The sequence below is a fragment of the Streptomyces sp. NBC_00557 genome, from assembly GCF_036345995.1.
GTDB lineage: Bacteria > Actinomycetota > Actinomycetes > Streptomycetales > Streptomycetaceae > Streptomyces.
The window spans coordinates 2,712,782-2,730,399 of record NZ_CP107796.1; the positions used below are offsets into that span (position 1 = coordinate 2,712,782).

A 17,618-nucleotide genomic window follows, 5' to 3' on the forward strand; every position below is an offset into this window, starting at 1 on the left:
ATGAGCGAGCCTACCCAGAAGTACTCGATCACGATGCCCCGGGACATCGCCGAAGCCGCCCGCGCCCGTAGTGGCCCCTCCGGCCTGTCCGCCTACGTCGCCGCCGCCGTCGCCCGCCAGATCGAGCGCGACAACCTCAACGAACTCATCCAGGTCGCCGAGGCACAGCACGGCCCCATCACCGATGATGAGGTGCAGGCCCTGCGCGACCAGCTCCACCAGGCACGCGCACAGCAGACCGGCGATGCGGCGAGCGCGGCGTGACACGGTCCCCTGCCGCCCCGGGCGGCACACTGGTACTCGACAGCGAGGGGCTGGCCAAGGCCGTGCTGCGCGACCGCACAGTCACCGCCTGGCTCGCCCTGGCGCGCGCCGATGACCTGCGTGTGATCACGTCAGCGGCCACTCTGGTGGAAGTCGTCCACCCACGCATCAACCGCCCGGCCCTGGAGTGGACGCTCTCCCGCCTCATCGTGGAGCCGGTCACCGACGCAGTCGCACGCCACGCCGCCGCCCTGCTCACCGATGCCAGCCTGCACGGCCACAAGTACGCCATCGACGCCATGCTCAGCGCAACCGCCCTTGCCGCCCCTGGGCCCGTCACCGTGCTCACCTCCGACCCGGAAGATCTCACGGCCCTATGCGGAACCCGCGCCACCGTCATCAAGGTCTGACGCCCAAAATTGGAATGAACCGAATATTTCGCCATCGGGGGACATACGCGGGATCGCTCTCCTGACGCTGATCAGACAACACTCTGACCTTCGAGAACAACCGGGACTGGTTCGGCCTCCGGAGCCGTGTATGCAGGTTCGAGGAGCCGTGTATGCAGGTTCGAATCCTGCCGGGGGCACCCAGCATGAGGTGCCCAAAGACCCCGTCACCAGCGGAAACGCTGAGGCCGGGGTCTTCGCGTATGTGCAGGCGTATGCCGCGGCGAGCGGCCCTAGGACGGGGCCTGTGGACTGTTCGTGGACAGGATCTTGGGGCATCCTCCCTGGTCAGTCCCGGCAAACGGAAAGGCCCCTGGGCAGTTCCAGGGCCGGAGAGACCGACTGCCGGCCCAGTTGGCCATGGCGACTGTTGAGACTCAGCCCGTCGCCGTCTTTTCCTTGGTGGGGGCTCGGCGGGGTGTCACACGATCCAAATGGACCACCACGCCGGCGTAGAAGCGGTGCACCGCTTCGTCGACGCTCCGGATAAAGCCGGACTCGGCGTTGCCCCGGCCGCTTCCCATCCCCTTGAACAATGACAAGCGGAAGCCCGTGATGTGGGTGCTGCTGTCCTTCGGAAGCAGGTCCGCCGGCTCAGGACGGAGCCGCTCCAGGGTGCCCCGGGGGCCACCAGTGCCCCCTTCGACCAGGGTCTCGATGTGGAGGTCCGCCGGCGCTTCGGCCAAGGTCCGGACGAGTCGTTTGGCCCAGGACAACGGGTAGCCCTGCTCCGGTGCCGAGATCTCAATGGAGGTGCGCAGTTTGCCGGTGCGGAGGTCAGCGGTGACCGCCAGAACGCCGGGCGTTCCCTCGATGCGCAGTTCCGCCTGCAGCAGCCCGTCGAGGCAAAGCTGATCGGCGAGACCGCTCCGGCGTGCTGCCGGATCCGTTCCCCTCTTGGCTCGCTGGACGGGCAGTACTTTCTGTCCCAGTTCACCACCCAACCCGAGACATACCTGGCGGATCAGCCGCTCCCAGCTCTCGACAACCTCCAGTGCGCGTGTATCTCCCTGGCACAGGGTCTCGTCGTCGATTCCGTTGCGTACAGGCACCCAGGCCGGGCCCATGTTCTGGAAGCCATGGCAGCCGGAGTTCTCGTGCTGCAGGTAGTGGAGCAGTTCCTGGAGGAGCCACGCGTGCGCCCCGCTGCTGACACCCTCGTGCCGGATCAGCATCTGCGCCTGGTGCGCGACTTCCGCCCACGAAAGGTGCCGGAGCGCCACTTTGTGCTTGCGCCGTCCGTCGATCTTGACGTCGACGAGCGGGCTGCCCTCCAACGCGACATCGTTCGACAGCGTGATCACGGCCTCGTAGCCACGGCGCGCGGCGATGTCCATGTACGCCTGTACTTGATCGGGCTTGAGGGCGTTGCCGTTGGTCTTCGTCTCGACCAGCGCCGTCCACAGCTTGCCGGCCCGCTCGACGCGGATCACCCCGTCAGGGCGTCGCGGCGTATCACCGTGCGGCAGGGTGACTTCGGTGTAGGTCTCCATGCGGCCTGCCGGCGCCCCGAAGCCGGCGGTGAGTCGCCTGCCGAATTCAGGAACCTGTGCCATCACCGACAGCAGCACGGAGGTCGCCCGCATTTCACGATCCCGGTCACTCTTGAGCGCAGACACCGGGAACAGCCGGGCCACCCTCCAAGATTCATTCTCAGCCAGGGTCTTTTTGACCGCCTTGGGAAGAGTGACCTTCTTCTTCGCCGTACGCGGTCGAGCAGCCGGCTTCTGCGGCTCGTCGCCGTCTTCGGGTCGACGAGGAGATGGAACGACTCCCAGCGATCCTTGTGATATCGGCTCGTCGGCCGAGGCTGCCGGACCCGTCATGTCCGCCTGATCGCCGCTCGCGCCGGCCTGCGCTTCCACTGCCGTCGCATCGTCATCGATGTCGACGCCGAAGTCCGTTGCCAGACCGGCGAGACCAGTGTCGTAGCCCTGGCCCACAGCGCGAAATTTCCACTCTTGTCCGCGCCGATACAGCTCACCAAAGATGATCGCACTCACCGAGTCGACGTCATTGATGGCAAAGCGAAGAAGATCATCACCGGCCCCATCAGCCAACGAGAGCCTGACGTCCTCAAGTTCCCCGAAGCGCGCTCCGTCGTAACGGCTGGCAGCCACGACTATCCGGTCGACGTCAGCCGATACCGCAGTCAAGTCGAAGCTGATCCGGTCCTCGTTCCCGTCCTCCGTCGGCGTCTTGCCCAGAAGCTGCACGCTTCCGTCGGCCGCGACTGGGTTGTTGTAGAAGTAGAAGTCGGTGTCACTGCGGACCTTGCCGTTCACGTCCAGCAACAGGACGGAGACGTCCGCGTCACCCTCGCCAGTCGAGCTCCCCCAGCCCAAACTGACGATCACAGACCCAACGTTCTCACTCAGGGCTGCCAGAGCCACATTCGAGCCTTTGCTCATTTCATGCACAGCGCCCCCCAATTGGCACAAGTCGGGCATAAAGCCTGCCCTGACTGCCTGACATACGACGCAGTGTGACGCGCCGCACACGGGTAACTGTAGTGCCCACAGAACTGACCGCGGGGACAAGCCAGGATTTCGGGCGCCATCCCCCGCACCCGGCTGAAGCGCGGGCCCCCGGCTACCCGAAGGCCCGAGCCTGCCCTCGCTCGCGATCACTCGTACTCGCGCAAGAGCTCTTCGATCTTGCGTTCGGCGATCTCCCGTCGTCCATCGATGCTCCAGCAGCACCCGATCCCGCTCAAGCGTCGCCCCCTCTCCGGCGGTCAGACCGTGATGTATCTCACGAAGCGGTCAGATCAGACCTATCTCATAAAACCGGTATGCCGAACATCGGACCGGTCGCGACTGCGCGGGAGACAGCCCGACACGCGAAGGCCTCGCTGCCACCTGGACTGAAGCCGTGCGACAGCCAGGTCGACATGCGCGCCCTCGACGGGCCGCCAAGGCCGCGCGGGACCCACTCGTCATGGACATAGGGCGTCGAATCGCCCGAAGCAGTGACAAGCCACACAGAGGCAATCCCTTGCCTCACGGGCGGCCTCGAGGTGGGATCGGCAGTCAACGGCCGAGCCTGGTCTAGTCCACTACGAGGAGCATCTATGCGCAGGATTCATGCGCGGCGGCGCACTGCGGTCGCCGCAGCCTGGATCACCAGTCTCACCAGTTTCGCAGCGATAGCAGGGCTTTTGTCTGGTTCCGCCGCCGTCGCCGCACCCGTGCGACCGGCGCAAGAAGTCAAGCCCGTGCCGGCGGCCGGACAGCAGTCGAAGATCGCGCCCGGCAGCCTGATGACCACTGCGCAGTGCCGGGCGGTGTGGGGGTTCGACTGCTACAACGCGCTCCAGTACCGCCAGGCGTACAACCTGAACCCGCTGTACAAGGCAGGAGTGACCGGCAAGGGGCGCACGATCGTGATCGTGGATCCGTTCGGCTCGCCGACCATCCAGAAGGACCTGGACGTCTACAGCGCCCGGTTCGGCATGAAGAGCACCCATGTCGACGTGGTCAAGTGGGGCAACGTCCCGCGCTTCAACCCCAGCGACCCCGACCAGCTCGGCTGGGCCGGGGAGACCACCCTCGACGTGGAGATGGCGCATGCCGTCGCCCCGGACGCGCACATCGTCCTGGCGGAGACCGGGGTCGGCCGGATCGGGGACGGCACCACCGGCCTGAAAGAGGTCATGGACGCCGAGAAGTCGCTCATCGACCGCGGCGTGGGCGATGTGATCAGCCAGAGCTGGGGCGTGGCGGAGAACAACTTCCCCGGCTTCAGCAAGGGTGACTTCTCCAGCATCCAGAACCTGCGCTACGCCTACAAGGACGCGGCCAAGCACGGTGTGACCGTCACCGACGCTTCCGGCGACAGCGGACCCACCGACACCACGTCGAACGGCCAGACCACCTATCCGTACAGGGTCAACGCCTGGCCGACCGACGACCCCCTGGTGGTCTCGGTCGGCGGCACCCAGCTGCACCTGGACGCCAACGGCAACCGCACCGCGCCGGACAGCGTCTACAACGACCACGGCGCCAGCGGCGGCGGCGAGTCCCACGTCTTCGCCCGTCCCTCATACCAGAACGGGGTGGCCGGCAATCACCGCAGCACCCCGGACGTCTCCATGTCCGCCGCGCTGAAGGGCGGCGGATGGGTGTACTCCAGCTACGACCCGAAGAAGGTCGGGTGGGAGGTCTACGTCGGCACCAGCGAGGCCAGCCCGCTCTTCGCAGGAATCGTGGCCCTGGCCGACCAGGTCGCCGGGCACCGGCTGGGAGACATCCACAAGGCGCTGTACTCGCTGTACGCGAAGTCCTCGTCGACCCCGTCCACCGGGATCGTGGACGTGAAGGACGGCACGAACAACAGCTACGCGGGCGTCACCGGCTACACCGCGGTGAAGGGCTACGACATGGCGACCGGTGTCGGAACGATCGACGCGGCCCGCTTCGTCCCGGCCCTCGCCAAGGCGGGCTGACCGCAACCTGTCTCCGAGGCGCGGGCGCCCGGCGTACCACTGCCGGGCCCCGCGCCGAGACGGCGGAGACGGCGGCTCGTATACGCAGACGTACGCCGCCGGAAGTGGCCGTGCGACGGGGCCTGTGGACTGTTCATGGACAGGATCTTGGGGCGTCTGCCCAGGTCAGACCCAACGAACGAGAGTACCTCTGGACACCGAGGAGTCGGGCAGCAGGCATCACGGCGAGAGAGCGGCCGACCGCACCATGTAGGTAGCGGCTCCCATCAGCAATAGCCGCGATCGGACCGAACCATGCAGCTCCGTTAGCTACTGTCTGCACATCGGGGAGCTCAGTGAGTGCCAGGGGGTGGGGATGTCCGGTGCGACACTTTCTTTGATCGTTGCAATCGTTGGCGTTGGTGGCACGCTGGCCTCAGCAGTGATCACTCAAGTTCTTGCTCAGCGAGCTGAGTCGCAGAGGCTGGAGCGGGAGGAGCGGGTTCGTCTCGCGGAGCAGCGAGCTTCTGAAGATCAGCGCAAGGTCGATCAGCTCCGGGATTGCTACGTCCAGTTGAACGCCCGTGATCGTCACTATCGAGACGCAATGCTGGCGTACGCCTACGCGCTCAAATCGGGATCCGCCGAGGCGGAGGCAACGGAAGTAAGTAGCGCGCGGCGTGCTCAAAGGGACGCTCGTGCTGAAGCTCAGCTGATTGCCAGCGACGCAGTGCTCGAGATCGAAAGTCGGGTCAATGCCCAGCTTACGATCGCCTACAGACGCCTGATGGAAGTAGCGGGCGAGCCGGACTCATCCACTCGTGAGGCCAGGCTCAACCAGGTCATTGACCTTTTGGACTCCATCATTTCGCAGCAGGGGCATGTGCGAGCGCTCATGCGCCTTGAGGTGCGCGCCACTGAAGAGCTTCCGGACTGGTACAACCCGGAGATCGGGCTGCCACAGCACCAGTTGGCCGACCACTGATCGCTGAAGGGGCAAGCCTCCAGATGGCGCGGGAACTTGCCCCTGGTAGATCGGCGATCACTCGTACTCACGCAACAGCTCCTCGATCTTCCGGTTGGCGATGTCCTGTCGTCCGTCGATGCACTTGGCGTAGCGGCTCAGCAGGACCTCAACACTGTTGCCCGCGCGTTCGGCCACCTCGGTGGGATCCACCCCGGAGTTGAGCCAGGTTGACGGGGCCGAGTGCCGGAGATCGTACGGCCGGGCGGCGAGCGGCGAGCCGACCGCGGTCGGCGGGAGAGCCAGCGCACGGGCTTCCTGCCAGAGCGGTAGTACGTTTGAGGAGCCGACCACTCCCCCGCGCTCGTTGGTGAACAACCGCCCGTCCTCGGCGGTGCCGAAGGTGTCGAGGTGCTGCCGGAGGATGGCGACGAGCTGAGGCGGGATCGGTACGAGCCGGACCTCCTCCGCCGGCCGGTTCTTCAGGCCCCGGTCGTCGTGGGTCTCACCGGAGTCCGTCCCCTGCTTGCCGACTCTCGGGCGCGTCCGGTTCAGCAGTGCCGTCCCCCAGCCGACCTCGGGCAGCTTCAGGTCTGCACTGGTGAGGCCGACGGCCTCAGCCGGGCGTAGGGCGCCGTAGTACATACATGCGAACAGGCCGACGAGACGGCGACCACGCGCGCGGCCATACCCGCCGACGTACGAATCCTCAGAGGGTAACCCGTCCAGGTAGGCCCCAGCCGCGATTCGCTCACGCAACGCCTGAGAGATCACCTGATAGGTCCCGCGTGGGCTGGGGCCCGGCACGCATTCCTCCTTCGGACACCGTCGCGTCCAAGCTTCCCGCGCGCACCCGTGTTGCTGGGCGTGTCCTTGCTGTCCGACTGTCCGGTTACGCCTCTCACCTGCGCAAACGGCCGGACAGCCCAAAGGCCCGCTGTCCGGGGTGTCCGGTCACAGATGGCTGTAACAGCCGGGCGCTCCGGGTGTTACAGCCCGTGGCGAAGCCGACCTCTCAATGGGCGGAGGAGCCGGAGGCGACTTCTGATCTGATCTGCCTCGCGAGGGAGTGACAGAAGGGCGTCGAACATCCCTGCCTGCTCAAGGTCGGTGCACGGTACGGGGCTGCCGGTACGGGCCTGCCGGCGGTGCGAGCTGGACACTCAGCCGAGCACAGTGGAACGCCCTCGTACGCAGCTCAGCGCCCTGTCGACAGAGTCCGTCCTCGCGGTTACGTACAGGTAGAAGCAAGGGGGGCGCACGCGTCTTCCATCGTGCTTCACCTTCCACTCACGAAGTGCAACACGATCTCTTGTCGCCGATCACAATCGGCCATATGGTGACGGGCCATCAACGAGTTCCACATGCAAGTAGTTGGGGGGCCGATGTCCAGCATGGGGAGCTTCGAGTCTATTATTCGCGAAGCGATAGGTGTTTTCGGGGAAGAATTAAAACCTAAACTCAAGGCTTCAACCGGCACGGAAGATCAGCTTCGAGGGCCATTTGAACGCCTCATCACAAGTGCTGTCGGAGGGCTCGGGCTGAAATCGGTCCTGATCGGTGAAGTCCCTCTCGTTGACATCGGCGCCCGCCCAGACTACGCCGTGCATGTCGCCGACGCACTAGTTGGCCACGTCGAATTAAAGCGACCGGGCGTCGGTGCGGACCCGGACTCATTCACTGGCCGGAACGCGAGCCAATGGCAGAAACTCAAGCTTTTGCCGAACGTGCTCTACACCGATGGCAACGAATGGGGTCTTTATCGCAACGGCCACCGTGTCGGTGAAATTGCCCGGATGAACCTGTCGGTCAAGACCGCGGGAAGCAAACTGGCACCAGCCGACGACGGCGTTTCCCGGGTGCTATTCGACTTCCTGACCTGGAAGCCGCAGCCGCCACGAACCATCACGCAGTTGGTTCGAGCGGTGGCTGGCCTCTGCAGGCTGCTCTGTTCTGAAGTCCGGGAAGCATTGCGCCTAGAAAAGTCCGGGAAGCGTCTCGAGACACTTACAGTCCTCAAGGAGGACTGGGGCAAGCTCCTTTTCCCGGAACAAACCGACGAAGAGTTCGCTGATCAGTACGCACAGACCGTCGTCTTCGCTCTGCTACTTGCCCGTGTGGAGGGCATTGTCTTCGAACACGACACCATGCACGGGATCGCCACAAAGCTAGGCAAGAAGCATTCCCTCATGGGCAAGGCTTTGGATGTGTTGACGGACGACTCCCTCACTGGCCTTTCGACGACCCTCGACACACTGATACGCGTTATCGGTACGGTTGATTGGGAACGCCTCGACGACGGCTCCGGCGATGCATATCTGCGCCTGTACGAGGACTTTCTTCAGGTTTACGACCCAAAACTGCGCGAACGCACCGGGTCGTACTACACCCCAAACGGGGTCGTCGCGGCAATGGTCAGGTTCACTGAGGATGTGATACGGCAGCGCCTCGGAATAGCCAATGGCTTTGCGTCACCGCAGGTTGTAGTCGTCGACCCGGCGATGGGAACAGGAACATTCCTTCTCAACATCTTGGACCGCGCCGCCAAATCGATCCATGAAGACGAGGGGCCGGGTGCCGTGGGACCACGCCTTCGCGAGATGACGGGCCAGAGGCTTATTGGCTTCGAGATGCAGACTGGCCCTTATGCAGTCGCCGAATTGCGCATGCATGCCAGACTCAGGGACCTGAAGTCTTCCGCTCCAGCGCACGGCCTGCGGTTGTACGTAACCAACACTCTCGACAACCCAAAAGACGAATTCAATTGGCTTCCCGGTACGTTCAAGGCAATCGCAGAGTCGCGAAAGCAAGCCAACAAGGTTAAGCGCGACGAGAGGGTCATGGTCGTTCTGGGTAACCCACCCTACGACGCTGTGAAGCACGGGGCAGGAAAATGGATCGAGCTCGGCGACCCCGATTTGGGAGTTCGGGCCCCTCTCGCGAATTTCCGACTCCCAGGCAACGGCAAGTACGAGTCAAAGATGTCGAACTTGTACGTCTACTTCTGGAACTGGGCCACATGGAAGGTCTTTGAATGCCACGATGATTCTCCATTCGGCGTCATCACCTTCATCACCCCGCGCGCGTGGATCAAGGGCGCAGGATTCGCCGGTATGCGCAAGTACCTACGATCGGCAGCAGACGAAGGCTGGATCATCGATCTGTCGCCTGAGGGCCAACGGCCAGACGGAGCTACGAGGATCTTCCCTGAGGTCGCTCAGGAACTATGCATCGCAGTCTTTGTGCGGTGGAGCCGCCCCGAAGATCAACCGAAGTCCGTGAAGCCACCTGCAGTTGTGAGGCACATCTCCCTCGCCGGCCACCGCCTTCAGAAAATACAGGCGTTGACGGACCTCAGCCTCGGCGATAGCCGGTGGAGAACCTGCGCTTCCGGTGAAACCGCTCCGTTCCTTCCTCCAGGCAGCGATCTGTGGGAATCAAGTCCCCGACTTAGCGATCTCATGCCATGGTCATCCAGAGGGGTGACGCCAGGTCGTGTGTGGGTGTATGCGCCGGACCGGGCGACTTTGGAGCGCCGCTGGGAGCTTTTCGTCGCGGCTGACGAAGCCGACAAGAGAGAGATGTTCGGAGAAGCTCGCGACCGCAATCTACATACTACGGTGGGCTCGCTTCCGGGCATCCAAGACCGAGGGGCCGTGCCCCTCGCTCAAGAACGCCGAGGCATGTTGGATCCCGTGCGTGTTGGCTACCGAGCCTTCGACCGGCAGTGGCTGATCCCAGACAATCGCTTGATGGTCGTGCCCCGGCCCGACCTGTGGCGCGTACGTGGCGCATCACAACTCTTCGTTGTGGAGCAAAATGCTCACGCGATCACAAACGGACCCGGCCTTGTCTTTAGTGCCTTCATCCCAGACATGCACTACTTTAATGGGCGCAGCGGGGCGGTCCGGCCTCTCTATCGGGACGCAGCCGGGCAAACTGCCAATGTCACCCCCGAACTGCTTCCGGTCGTATCTCAGCGCCTTGGCGTGTCAGTAAGCGCGCAAGAACTCATCGCCTATATAGCAGCCGTGACCTCACACCCCGCCTACACCGAGCAATTCGTGGAGGACTTGGAAATGCCCGGCGCGCGCATACCATTTACGGCTGCCCCGGAGCTCTGGGACCGGGCCGTTGAAATTGGGCGGCGGGTGCTGTGGCTGCATACTTTCGGTGAGCGTTTTGCCGATGCCAGCGCCGGGAGGCATGGGGCGCCTCCGAGCCCCCGCCTCCCGGCCGAACGGCGCCCGGTCAGTCTGGTGGCAATCCCCGACACTACAGATGGCATGCCGACGTCCATGCGGTATGACGAGGCCTCGAAGCAGCTATGGATAGGAGCTGGCTGCGTTGGACCAGTAGAGCCAGAAGTGCGCCGGTACTCGGTGTCGGGCATGAATGTGCTGGACAAGTGGTTCGGCTACCGCCGTAAGGAGCCTGCAGGCAAGCGCCTGCGCTCGCTTGACCACGAGTGCTCGCCTACCTGGCTCCCTGACTGGACTTCTGAGCTGCTCGAACTCCTCAACGTGTTGGCCTGTTGGTGGAACTTGAGCCAGAGCAGCGCCAACTGCTGGACGAAGTCTGCCAGGGACCGCGCATTACGGTGAACGACCTGACGGCGGCGGGCGTTTTGCCTGTCCCAGAATACGCCACACGGTTGCCCCGGGCAGGCGAGGGTGAGGCCATCTTCTGAGAAACAACAGGAAGCAAGAGGGACGGAAGCTCCGGCGCCCCCGTCCCCTTGTGATCTGGTAGTGCAACTGACCGGTTATCCGCAATCCAGACCCAGAGCACCAGAGCCCGCGCACGTACGGAGAACGGCAGGCTTCATATGTCCAAGATCGAGCTCGGGAAGGGCATAGCTCTCACACCGCCCGAAAAGCTGCTCGCACTCCACGGGCTGACCTTCACAAAAGAACGATCCCAAGGCTTCGCTTCCGACTGGGCACTGACCGTGGAGGATCGCCCTAGCATCACCATCCGGGACATTACCTGGGAGGTCGGAAAGCGCGACATTCGCACGATCATGCCCGAGCAACTCCCCGAACTCCCCCGAGAAATTGCCAAGTTCTACGAGCGGCGCCGCGCCGGCATCTACTACTGCGACGACGAACAGCACACATGGATGACCGCACGCACCGTCACCTTCGCAGCCGACGGCTGGCCGATGCACCGGCAACCGCACACGCTTGACGCCCTCGACGCTGAGTGCGGCGCAGACCTCATCCGTGCAGCATGCCGATTGGGTATCGCTGACATCGGCCATAAGGGAGAAATCGTCACCCGCGATCGGCCAGGCAAGGGCGAGCTCTGCGCTCTGTTCGAACCGGACTGCGACGATGGGGCCCACCCCGCGTTCTATGCGGTGACCCGTGTTGTGCCCGTCCTGCGCCGCATCGGCTGGATCTAGCTTCGCAGGCGAGCAGCAGGTGAGTCAGGCACCGGTCCAAGGCCCATGCTTGGCGACGCGTTCGACACACCTCCGACACACTGCCCGTCTCCGTGGTACCCCAGGTCTCCTTTTTGCAGGTCAGTCGAGGTATGCGACGGGATCGCTACATCCACTCCGGAGCCGTCTGCGCAGGTTCGAATCCTGCCGGCCGGGGGCACCCAGCATGAGGTGCGCAAAGACCCCGTCACCAGCGGAAACGCTGAGGCCGCGGTCTTGGCGTATGTGCAGGCGTATGCCGCCCGAAGCGGCCGTACGTCGGGGCCTCTTGACGGGATCTTGGAGTATGGCTGCAGGTGTGGGCCAGGGAAAGGCGAGGCCCGCACCGACGCCAAGGGTCACCACCCAGCACGGATCGCCTGGCCGCAGGGGCTGCCGACGCGCACCGGAGTTGGCCACTTTCCCGCGCCGATGCACAAGGGCAGGCTCCGTCCACCCCACAACGGGCCTGCCCTTGCTCGGGAGAGGGAGACTTTCCCGAGTGTCCGACGCGGCGCGCGGCGCCGGACCACTTGTGGTGGCGGGGCAGCGGCGACACATCGGACTCAACGGGCGACTAGCCTGAGGAACAGAGGCCGTTGTTCGGACAGAACACAACCCCCGTGTAGTTGTAACCGGCCCGTATGGTCACGGGATTGGGGTCGGGAGGGATGTTGACGTAAGAACCCGCGTCAGCTGTAGCGCTGAAGTGGACTGTCGTCCCGACCGAGAAGGTCGCAGTGCAGGTGCCGGTCGGGCTCGGCTGCTGGTCGCCGGCGTATGGATCCCACGCCGAAATGTGGCAGTTGATCCCGGCCGGGCTGCTGGTAATGGTTCCGCCACCCCAGCCGTCAGCAACGTACGCGCTGAGTTGGGCGGTGGACTGAGCCTGAGCCGGAGCGACGAAGCCGATCGTGGCGGTCGTGGCGAGTGCGGTGATGACTCCCATCGCGCGCCATGCAGGCTTTCTGTACTTACTCATGGGCGGCCCCTCCGATCGAACCGACCCCCTCCGACCAGGCTATTCGCCCCCTTGGGGACTCACAACCCGGGCACGTTGGCCTTTACAGGGATGTGGTCAGGCTTGCGCTCGGATCGGCGGGATGCCTTGCACCAGCGCCTGAAGGGTCTGGCTGTCATGGGTGTTGGCTGCGGAGGTGCCCAGCGTGGCGGGCGGTGAAGACGCGTCCGGGCGATCACCGGCTTGGTTCGCTGCCGGGCCGCTCCGCGCGGAGCATGGAGAAGATCACTTGATCGTGCCACCGGCCGCCGCGCCACTGTGCGGAGCGCAGCACGCCCTCCCTCACGAAGCCGGCTTTCTCCAACGCACGTTGCTCGGCGAGGTTCGCGCAGTCCGTCCAGGCCTGGAGCCGCTCGGCCCTGGTGTGGTCGAAGAGGTACTGGGCCAGCAGTCGCTGGGCCTGGGTGCCTATGCCGCGGCCGTGCGCGGCGGGCACCAGGCCGATCGCCAGGCTCCAGCAGGTGGAGGTGGCGGGCCGCCCCCAGGTGCCGGCGAACCATTCGACCCGGCCCACCGTCCGGCCCGCCTCCGCTACGGAGAGCACGCCGCCGTCGGGACTGAGCAGGCCGGTCTCCGCGAACCGCCGACGCAGGCCGGCCGGTGAACCGAAGCCGAACCACTGGAACTCGCCGGTTCCCTCCGGCCTGTTGAACTCGCGCTCGAACAGGTCCAGATCGTCAGCGGTCACCGGGCGCAGCACGATCTCATCGGACACGGAACGGCTCCTCATCCCTTCGGCCACACGGTTTCCGCTCGCATGGCCGGCGTCGGCAACGGAGTCTGACTCTTCCACATCCGCCGCGCCCCAGGAGGATGTCTGCCTGCCCTCGGCAAGGAAAGGGCTTCCAACACTGCGTGGTCCTGGTAGGGATCCGGCCGTCCTTCTTTGGAACGATCTCTCTGCCGCACCGTTCCGTGCATATGGCCTATGACCCAGGTGGTGGACTTCGTGAGACTGACCCGTGTACCCCTCGCCGTCGCCGGTGGCGCCCTCGTCCCCGTCCTGCTGCTCGCCACTCCGTCCTACGCCGCCGCGACGTCCTCGGCCGGCGCCGCGACGTCCTACTCCGGTGCCACGACCTCCTCGGGCGCCGTCAGCGCGTCGCAGACGGGGTCCCCCTACGACGACATGGACGTGGACGACCTCCGCATCGCGATACTCCGCATCCTCGCCGATCCCGACAGCGGCAGGCGCGTGACCCAGGAGGGCAACGAACTGCTCGAGAGCGGTACCGCGGAGGAGATGCGCGCCTGGCTCGAGAGCGGGTACCGGCTCGCCCAGGCCGAGGACGACCGCGTCGCCATCTTCAGGATCCTCGCCGACCCCGCCACCAGCGACGCCCTGCGTGCGGCGGCGAGCGCGGCTCTGGACGACGACACTCCGGAAGCGCTGCGCTACTTCCTCGAGGTCGGACAGTACGAGGTTGACGGCTAGTCTCTGCTCCCCGCCCTCCGGCTCTCCCCTCTCCGGCTCTCCCCTCTCCGGCTCTCCCCTCTCCGGCTCTCCTCTCTCCGGCTCTCCTCTCTCCGGCTCTCCCCTCTCAGGCTCCCCGCCCTCACGCCGTCCGCTTGCGGGACGCCGTCTTCTTCGCCGTCGTCTTCTTCGCCGCCGACTTTTCCGCCGCCGTCTTCTTCGCCGCCGTGCTCTTCGAAGCCGCCGTCTTCTTCGTGCCCTGGGCCGTCCTGGACGTCGACTTCCGGGCCGGTTCCGGCTTCTCGGTGGTGGTCTTCCTGGCCGTGGAGGTCGACTTCCTGCCGCCGGCCGCTTTCGGCGCCGCCCTGCTGGGCAGGGGTCTGACCTCGGCCTCCGTTGCGGTGGGGGGTTCGCCGCGGGACTCGCGGGCCGCACGGACGCTGCTCTCCAGGGCGGCCATGAGGTCCAGGACCTTGCCACCGGCGGCCGGCTCGGGGGCCTCCGGTGGGGCCTCGCCGGAGGCCTTCGCGGCGATGACCTCCTCCAGGGCCTCGCGGTACTCGTCGTGGAGGTCGTCGAGGTCGACCTCGCCGAGGGTGTCCATCAGGGCGTCCGCGAGGTCGAGTTCCTTGTCGCGGACGGTGACGTTGGCGTCGGGGGCCACGCCCTCGGGTGCGCGGACCTCGTCCGGCCACAGCAGGCCGTGCATGGCGATCGCGTCGCCGACCACGCGGAGCATGCCGAGGCGTTCGCGGCCGCGCAGGGCGTACTTGGCGATGGCGACCTTGTTGCTGCGCTTGAGGGCCTCGCGGAGCAGGACGTACGGCTTGGCGGCCGGGGCTCCGCCGGCGGCGAGGTAGTACGCCGCGTCCAGCTGGAGCGGGTCGATGCGGTCGGCCGGCACGAAGGCCACGATCTCGATGGTGCGGGCCGTCGGGATGGGGAGGTGGGAGAGGTCGTCGTCGGTGATCGGGATGATCGTGCCGTCCGCGTCCTCATAGCCCTTGCCGATCTCCGACTGGCTGACCTCGCGGTCCTCCAGTTCGCACACCTTGCGGTAGCGGATGCGGCCGTTGTCCTCGGTGTGGATCTGGCGGAAGGAGATCGAGTGGCTCTCCGTGGCGTTCACCAGCTTGATCGGGATGCTGACGAGCCCGAAGGAGATGGCGCCGTTCCAAATCGATCGCACGAGCCGCACCCTTCCTACGCCGATGGCCGATCGCAGAGATCAGGTGATCACGGCGATTTCACTGGTTTGCATGGGATTGTCTGCGATTGTCATCGTATGACGCCTATCACAGAGGTGGAGGGGCGGCGGGTCGCGCTCAGCAACCTGGAGAAGGTGCTGTATCCGGAGACCGGCTTCACCAAGGCGGAGCTGGTGCACTACTACGCGACCAGCGCCGGTGCGCTGCTGCCGCATCTGCGCGACCGGGCCGTGTCCTTCCTGCGCTACCCGGACGGCCCGGACGGGCAGCTGTTCTTCACCAAGAACGTCCCGCCGGGTACGCCCGGCTGGGTCACGACCGCCGAGGTGCCCCGGTCGTCGGCCGACAGCCCGGCGCGGATGGTCGTCGTACAGGATCTGCCGAGCCTGGTCTGGGCGGCGAATCTCGTCACCGAGTTCCACACCCACCAGTGGCTGGTGCAGTCGCCGGACCTGGCCGACCGGCTCGTCTTCGACCTCGACCCGGGTGCGCCCGCGACCGTCCTCCACTGCTGCGAGGTCGCCCTGTGGCTGCGGGACCGGCTCGCGGCGGACGGCATCGAGGCGTACCCGAAGACGGCCGGCTCCAAGGGGCTGCATCTGCTGGCCTCCGTGCGGGGGGCGTCCTCCGAGCGGACCAGCGAGTACGCGAAGGCACTGGCCGTGGAGGCCGAGCGAGCGATGCCGCGGCTGGTGGTGCACCGGATGACGAAGAGCCTGAGGCCGGGGAAGGTGTTCGTCGACTGGAGCCAGAACGCCGCCCGCAAGACCACGGCCACGCCCTACACGCTGCGCGCCCGCCGGGTTCCGCTGGTGTCCGCGCCCGTGACCTGGGAGGAGGTCGCGCAGTGCCGCAGCCCGGGGCAGCTGGAGTTCCAGGCCGGCGACATCGCGCCCCGGCTCCAGGACCTCGGGGACCTCATGGCGCCGCTGCTGGACGCGGACTCGGCCGCGCCGTTGCCCTGACCGGGGGGGGCTCGACGGCTGCGCCCACCCCCGCTGGCGCCTACCCCTCAGCCCGCCGCTCCGCCTACACCCTCCCCCACGTCCTCCGGTCCCGCGCCATCGCGTGCAGCGCCTCCACGTCCGCCGGCTTCAGCACCCCTCCGAGCCGGCCCAGGCCGGGCAACTCGGTGTCCTGGAGGATCCGTACCGTTCTCGGCTGGACCGTGATCGTCACGTCGGCCGGGCCGGCCAGGGCCAGCAGCGGGTGGACCTCGGCGGTCAGGGCGTAGGAGGCCCGGTCGGCGACGGCGCGCAGCCGGCGCAGCAGGGGCTCGGGCTCGCGGCGGCCCACGGTGACCATCGGGTCGGCGACCCGCACCCGCGCCTTGCGGGCGTACAGGGCGTGTACGGCGAACAGGCCGCCGGGGCCGAGAAGGAGGTGGTGGATGCGGTCGCCGCCGGGCAGGGCTATGGAGTGCAGGGTGTGCCAGCCGGCGCCCTCCAGGCCGTCCAGGGCCGTGCCGACGGTCTCCTCGGCGGTCAGGGCGCGCCGGCGCGGGTCGGGGCGCAGCCGGTGGGCGGGGTCGCGGTCGAGGGCGACGAGGAGGGCCTCGCCGGGGCGGTTGGGCGCCAGGTCGTCGTCGGGGTGGAGGGTCAGCCGGGCGAGTTCCGCGGGGGTCGGCACCGGTGGCGGGCCCACGGTGACCGGGCCGGTCAGGAACGGTTTCAGGGCCTGCAGTACGGCGTCCCTGCTGTCCTCGCCGAGCAGGTTGACCCGGCCTGTCTCACGGTCGTACCAGGCGACGTTGGATCCGTCCGGGCGGCAGACGTACAGCCGTTCCCGGCCGTGCCGGCTGGCCGGCACCACGCGCAGTGCGCTCATGCGCCATCACCCCTCGACCATGGGAACAGGCGGGGTGCTCCCGGGGCAAGACCGGTTACCGTGGAGGGCGGCCCCGCGAGGGGGAGTTGGGGAGGCGCCGTTGCGGATCCGCGGAAAGCAGCCCGACGTACCGGCTCCGGAGAGCCCGTGGAACGAGATCGTGCCCGGCCTGTGGATGGGCGGGCACGAGTTCCGGGGCCGCTCGGGACGGCCGGAGCTCGCCGTCGTCCATGACGAGTTCGATGTGGTGCAGACGCTGCTGCGGCTGCCGGGGTACGGCCCCGATCCGGGCGTCGAGCACCATGTGTGGCCGATCCCGGACGGTCCGCTGGACGGGACCCAGCTGGCCGGGGTGATCCGGCTGGCGCGCGCGGCGAACGAGGCCCTGGACGCCGGCCGCCGGGTGCTCGTGCGCTGCTATCACGGGTACAACCGTTCGGGTCTCGTCGTCGCGCACGCCCTGCTGCAGCGCGGGCGGGGCTCGCCGGACGAGGTGATCCAGCTGATCCGGTCCCGGCGCTCGGCGTGGGCGCTGCACAACGATCTGTTCGTGGAGTACCTGCGCGCGGGCCTGTCGACCGTACGGCTGCTGGAGGAACTGGCCGAGTAGCCTCTCCTCC

At 66.3% G+C, this 17,618-nt stretch carries 14 protein-coding genes and 1 pseudogene; 9 read left to right on the forward strand and 6 right to left on the reverse strand.

Going from position 1 to position 17,618, the window contains the following annotated elements; all coding sequences use genetic code 11:
• Both OG956_RS11200 and OG956_RS11205 read left to right on the forward strand, forming a co-directional pair.
• The gene (locus OG956_RS11200; protein ID WP_330337809.1) at positions 1-264 is read left to right on the forward strand and encodes a CopG family transcriptional regulator; all 264 of its coding nucleotides are present in this window, start codon (positions 1-3) and stop codon (positions 262-264) included.
• Positions 261-674, forward strand: a complete 414-nt coding sequence (locus OG956_RS11205; protein ID WP_330337810.1) for a type II toxin-antitoxin system VapC family toxin — start codon at positions 261-263, stop codon at positions 672-674. The genes OG956_RS11200 and OG956_RS11205 overlap by 4 nt, the downstream gene beginning before the upstream one ends.
• Before the next feature lie 416 nt (positions 675-1,090).
• On the opposite strand, the gene OG956_RS11210 is transcribed toward OG956_RS11205, so the two are convergent.
• Positions 1,091-3,124, reverse strand: coding sequence for a TerD family protein (locus OG956_RS11210; RefSeq protein WP_330337811.1), 2,034 nt, complete (start codon positions 3,122-3,124; stop codon positions 1,091-1,093).
• 806 nt (positions 3,125-3,930) lie between these two features.
• Between OG956_RS11210 and OG956_RS11215 the strand changes: the two genes are divergently transcribed.
• Complete coding sequence (locus OG956_RS11215) at positions 3,931-5,160, forward strand: S53 family peptidase (RefSeq protein ID WP_330337812.1); 1,230 nt, start codon at positions 3,931-3,933, stop codon at positions 5,158-5,160.
• 355 nt (positions 5,161-5,515) lie between these two features.
• Positions 5,516-6,124 (forward strand): hypothetical protein, encoded by a 609-nt coding sequence (locus OG956_RS11220; RefSeq protein ID WP_330337813.1) that lies wholly within the window; start codon positions 5,516-5,518, stop codon positions 6,122-6,124.
• Between the two features lie 57 nt (positions 6,125-6,181).
• Here OG956_RS11220 and OG956_RS11225 read toward each other — a convergent pair.
• Positions 6,182-6,808: pseudogene (locus tag OG956_RS11225) on the reverse strand (tyrosine-type recombinase/integrase); the annotation flags it as partial.
• Between the two features lie 689 nt (positions 6,809-7,497).
• Here OG956_RS11225 and OG956_RS11230 point away from each other — a divergent pair.
• Positions 7,498-10,707 carry a type ISP restriction/modification enzyme gene (locus OG956_RS11230; protein WP_330337814.1) on the forward strand — a complete coding sequence of 1,070 codons (3,210 nt, stop codon included), beginning with the start codon at positions 7,498-7,500 and terminating at the stop codon, positions 10,705-10,707.
• Positions 10,708-10,931: 224 nt separating this feature from the next.
• Entirely contained in the window at positions 10,932-11,510 is a 579-nt protein-coding gene (locus OG956_RS11235; protein ID WP_330337815.1) for a hypothetical protein, read from the forward strand.
• A 595-nt stretch (positions 11,511-12,105) separates the two neighbouring features.
• Here the strand turns inward: OG956_RS11235 and OG956_RS11240 are convergent.
• Together OG956_RS11240 and OG956_RS11245 are read right to left on the reverse strand one after the other, a co-directional pair.
• Positions 12,106-12,510, reverse strand: a complete 405-nt coding sequence (locus tag OG956_RS11240) for a hypothetical protein (RefSeq protein WP_330337816.1) — start codon at positions 12,508-12,510, stop codon at positions 12,106-12,108.
• 214 nt (positions 12,511-12,724) lie between these two features.
• Positions 12,725-13,264: a GNAT family N-acetyltransferase gene (locus OG956_RS11245; protein WP_330337817.1), complete on the reverse strand. Its 540-nt coding sequence runs from the start codon at positions 13,262-13,264 to the stop codon at positions 12,725-12,727.
• A gap of 234 nt (positions 13,265-13,498) precedes the next feature.
• Between OG956_RS11245 and OG956_RS11250 the strand changes: the two genes are divergently transcribed.
• Positions 13,499-13,984, forward strand: coding sequence for a hypothetical protein (locus tag OG956_RS11250; RefSeq protein ID WP_330337818.1), 486 nt, complete (start codon positions 13,499-13,501; stop codon positions 13,982-13,984).
• Positions 13,985-14,105: 121 nt separating this feature from the next.
• Here the strand turns inward: OG956_RS11250 and ku are convergent, their stop codons facing one another.
• Complete coding sequence (ku, locus tag OG956_RS11255) at positions 14,106-15,152, reverse strand: non-homologous end joining protein Ku (RefSeq protein ID WP_330337819.1); 1,047 nt, start codon at positions 15,150-15,152, stop codon at positions 14,106-14,108.
• A 96-nt stretch (positions 15,153-15,248) separates the two neighbouring features.
• Between ku and ligD the strand changes: the two genes are divergently transcribed.
• Positions 15,249-16,136, forward strand: coding sequence for a non-homologous end-joining DNA ligase (gene ligD / locus OG956_RS11260; protein WP_330337820.1), 888 nt, complete (start codon positions 15,249-15,251; stop codon positions 16,134-16,136).
• A 64-nt stretch (positions 16,137-16,200) separates the two neighbouring features.
• Here the strand turns inward: ligD and OG956_RS11265 are convergent, their stop codons facing one another.
• The gene (locus OG956_RS11265; protein ID WP_330337821.1) at positions 16,201-16,998 is read right to left on the reverse strand and encodes an NERD domain-containing protein; all 798 of its coding nucleotides are present in this window, start codon (positions 16,996-16,998) and stop codon (positions 16,201-16,203) included.
• Positions 16,999-17,098: 100 nt separating this feature from the next.
• On the opposite strand from OG956_RS11265, the gene OG956_RS11270 reads away from it, so the two are divergent.
• On the forward strand, positions 17,099-17,608 hold the full coding sequence (locus OG956_RS11270) for a protein-tyrosine phosphatase family protein (protein ID WP_330337822.1): 510 nt from the start codon (positions 17,099-17,101) through the stop codon (positions 17,606-17,608).
• Positions 17,609-17,618: the final 10 nt, after the last annotated feature.